Source organism: Levilactobacillus huananensis (assembly GCF_003946145.1).
In the GTDB taxonomy this organism is placed as follows: Bacteria; Bacillota; Bacilli; order Lactobacillales; family Lactobacillaceae; genus Levilactobacillus; species Levilactobacillus huananensis.
This window is the reverse complement of sequence record NZ_RHOC01000026.1, coordinates 1-3246: the sequence shown is the minus strand read 5'-3', so window position 1 is coordinate 3246 and position 3246 is coordinate 1. Positions and strand designations below refer to the sequence as shown.

2 rRNA genes are annotated in these 3246 nt (G+C 49.8%); both read left to right on the top strand.

Going from position 1 to position 3246, the window contains the following annotated elements:
• Positions 1-146: 146 nt before the first annotated feature.
• Positions 147-3065: ribosomal RNA gene (locus tag EKM71_RS10895) — 23S ribosomal RNA — on the top strand.
• A gap of 72 nt (positions 3066-3137) precedes the next feature.
• Positions 3138-3246: ribosomal RNA gene (rrf, locus tag EKM71_RS10890) — 5S ribosomal RNA — on the top strand; the annotation flags it as partial.

The following is a 3246-nucleotide window of genomic DNA, read 5'->3' as shown; positions in this document are numbered from 1 at the left end:
TTGTTCTTTGAAAACTAGATATTATCAATTATTTTCCTTTAATTATTAAGATAATTAAACCGAGAAACAACTGCGTATTTTTGAGTTTTTTAATTAGTTTTATATCGCTAATACTCGATTAATCAACGATTACGACGTAATCGTTAGGTTAAGTTATGAAGGGCGCATGGTGGATGCCTTGGTACTAGGAGCCGATGAAGGACGGGACTAACACCGATATGCTTCGGGGAGCTGTACGTAAGCTTTGATCCGGAGATTTCCGAATGGGGAAACCCAATTACATTAATCCGTAATTACAACTTGGGGAATACATACTCAAGTTGAGGCAGACGCGGGGAACTGAAACATCTAAGTACCCGCAGGAATAGAAAGAAAAATCGATTCCCTAAGTAGCGGCGAGCGAACGGGGAATAGCCCAAACCAAAGAGCTTGCTCTTTGGGGTTGTAGGACTGAACATTTGAGTTACCAAAGTCAATGATAATCGAAGAGTCTGGGAAGGCTCGGCATAGAGGGTGATACCCCCGTAGATGAAATCATTGGCCCTCAGTTCAGTATCCTGAGTACGGCCACACACGTGAAACGTGGTCGGAATCCGGGAGGACCATCTCCCAAGGCTAAATACTCCCTAGTGACCGATAGTGAACCAGTACCGTGAGGGAAAGGTGAAAAGCACCGCGGAAGCGGAGTGAAATAGTTCCTGAAACCATGTGCCTACAATTAGTTAGAGCCCGTTAATGGGTGATAGCGTGCCTTTTGTAGAATGAACCGGCGAGTTACGTTAATTTGCAAGGTTAAGGTGGAAAGACCGGAGCCGTAGCGAAAGCGAGTCTGAAACGGGCGTTTCAGTAAATTGACGTAGACCCGAAACCAGGTGACCTACCCATGTCCAGGTTGAAGGTGCGGTAAAGCGCACTGGAGGACCGAACCCGTGTATGTTGAAAAATGCTGGGATGAGGTGTGGGTAGCGGTGAAATTCCAAACGAACTTGGAGATAGCTGGTTCTCTCCGAAATAGCTTTAGGGTTAGCCTCGGAGTTAAGAATCGTGGAGGTAGAGCCACTGTTTGGACTAGGGGCCCGTCATGGGTTACTGAATTCAGATAAACTCCGAATGCCACAGATTTATATCCGGGAGTCAGACGACGAGTGATAAGATCCGCCGTCGAAAGGGGAACAGCCCAGACCACCAATTAAGGTCCCTAAATATGTACTGAGTGGAAAAGGATGTGGAGTTGCATAGACAGCTAGGATGTTGGCTCAGAAGCAGCCACCATTTAAAGAGTGCGTAATAGCTCACTAGCCGAGTGATCCTGCGCCGAAAATTTACCGGGGCTAAGTACATTACCGAAATTGTGGATGCGACCATTAGGTCGCGTGATAGGAGAGCGTTCTAAGGGCAACGAAGGTAGACCGCAAGGACTACTGGAGCGCTTAGAAGTGAGAATGCCGGTATGAGTAGCGAAAGATCAGTGAGAATCTGATCCACCGAATGACTAAGGTTTCCTGGGGAAGGCTCGTCCTCCCAGGGTTAGTCGGGACCTAAGCCGAGGCTGAGAAGCGTAGGCGATGGATAACAGGTTGATATTCCTGTACTAGTTAATCATGTTTGAACGATGGAGGGACGCAGGAGGCTATGGTGAGCATCCGATTGGAAATGGATGTTCAAACGTCAAGTCTGGTTGTGAGTCAAATGCTTACAGCTAAGGACAAGGCGCGATGAGGACCGAATTTTAGTAGGGAAGCACCAGACGTCACACTGCCGAGAAAAGCTTCTAGTTAGTGATTAACTACCCGTACCGCAAACCGACACAGGTAGTCGAGGAGAGTATCCTAAGGTGAGCGAGTGAACTCTCGTTAAGGAACTCGGCAAAATGACCCCGTAACTTCGGGAGAAGGGGTGCTACACGCAAGTGTAGCCGCAGTGAAAAGGCCCAGGCGACTGTTTATCAAAAACACAGGTTTCTGCAAAATCGTAAGATGACGTATAGGGGCTGACGCCTGCCCGGTGCTGGAAGGTTAAGTGGATGAGTTAGCTTCGGCGAAGCCCAGAAATGAAGCCCCAGTAAACGGCGGCCGTAACTATAACGGTCCTAAGGTAGCGAAATTCCTTGTCGGGTAAGTTCCGACCCGCACGAAAGGCGTAACGATCTGGGCACTGTCTCAACGAGAGACTCGGTGAAATTATATTACCTGTGAAGATGCAGGTTACCCGCGACAGGACGGAAAGACCCCATGGAGCTTTACTGTAGCTTGATATTGGGTGTTGACACAGCTTGTACAGGATAGGTCGGAGCCGTAGAACTCGGAACGCTAGTTTCGAGTGAGGCGCTGGTGGGATACGACCCTCGCTGTGTGAATACTCTAACCCACACCACTTATCGTGGTGGGAGACAGTGTCAGGTGGGCAGTTTGACTGGGGCGGTCGCCTCCTAAAAAGTAACGGAGGCGCCCAAAGGTTCTCTCAGAATGGTTGGAAATCATTCATTGAGTGTAAAGGCAGAAGAGAGCTTGACTGCGAGACAGACAGGTCGAGCAGGGACGAAAGTCGGGCTTAGTGATCCGGTGGTACCGTATGGAAGGGCCATCGCTCAACGGATAAAAGCTACCCTGGGGATAACAGGCTTATCTCCCCCAAGAGTCCACATCGACGGGGAGGTTTGGCACCTCGATGTCGGCTCATCGCATCCTGGGGCTGTAGTCGGTCCCAAGGGTTGGGCTGTTCGCCCATTAAAGCGGTACGCGAGCTGGGTTCAGAACGTCGTGAGACAGTTCGGTCCCTATCCGTCGCGGGCGTAGGAAATTTGAGAGGAGCTGTCCTTAGTACGAGAGGACCGGGATGGACATACCGCTGGTGTACCAGTTGTGCCGCCAGGCGCATCGCTGGGTAGCTATGTATGGATGAGATAAACGCTGAAAGCATCTAAGTGTGAAACTCGCCTCGAGATGAGATTTCCCATTCCTATATGGAAGTAAGACCCCTGAGAGATGATCAGGTAGATAGGCTGGAAGTGGCAGCCCCGTGAGGGGTGAAGCGGACCAGTACTAATCGGTCGAGGACTTAACCAAGTTGAAAACGTGGTTGTTTCCGATGGAAGATAATTGAGTAATATCTAGTTTTGAGAGAACAAGCTCTCATAGTGTGGTGGCGATAGCCTGAAGGACACACCCGTTCCCATGCCGAACACGGAAGTTAAGCTTCAGCACGCTGATAGTAGTTGGGGGATCGCCCCCTGCGAGGATAGGACGT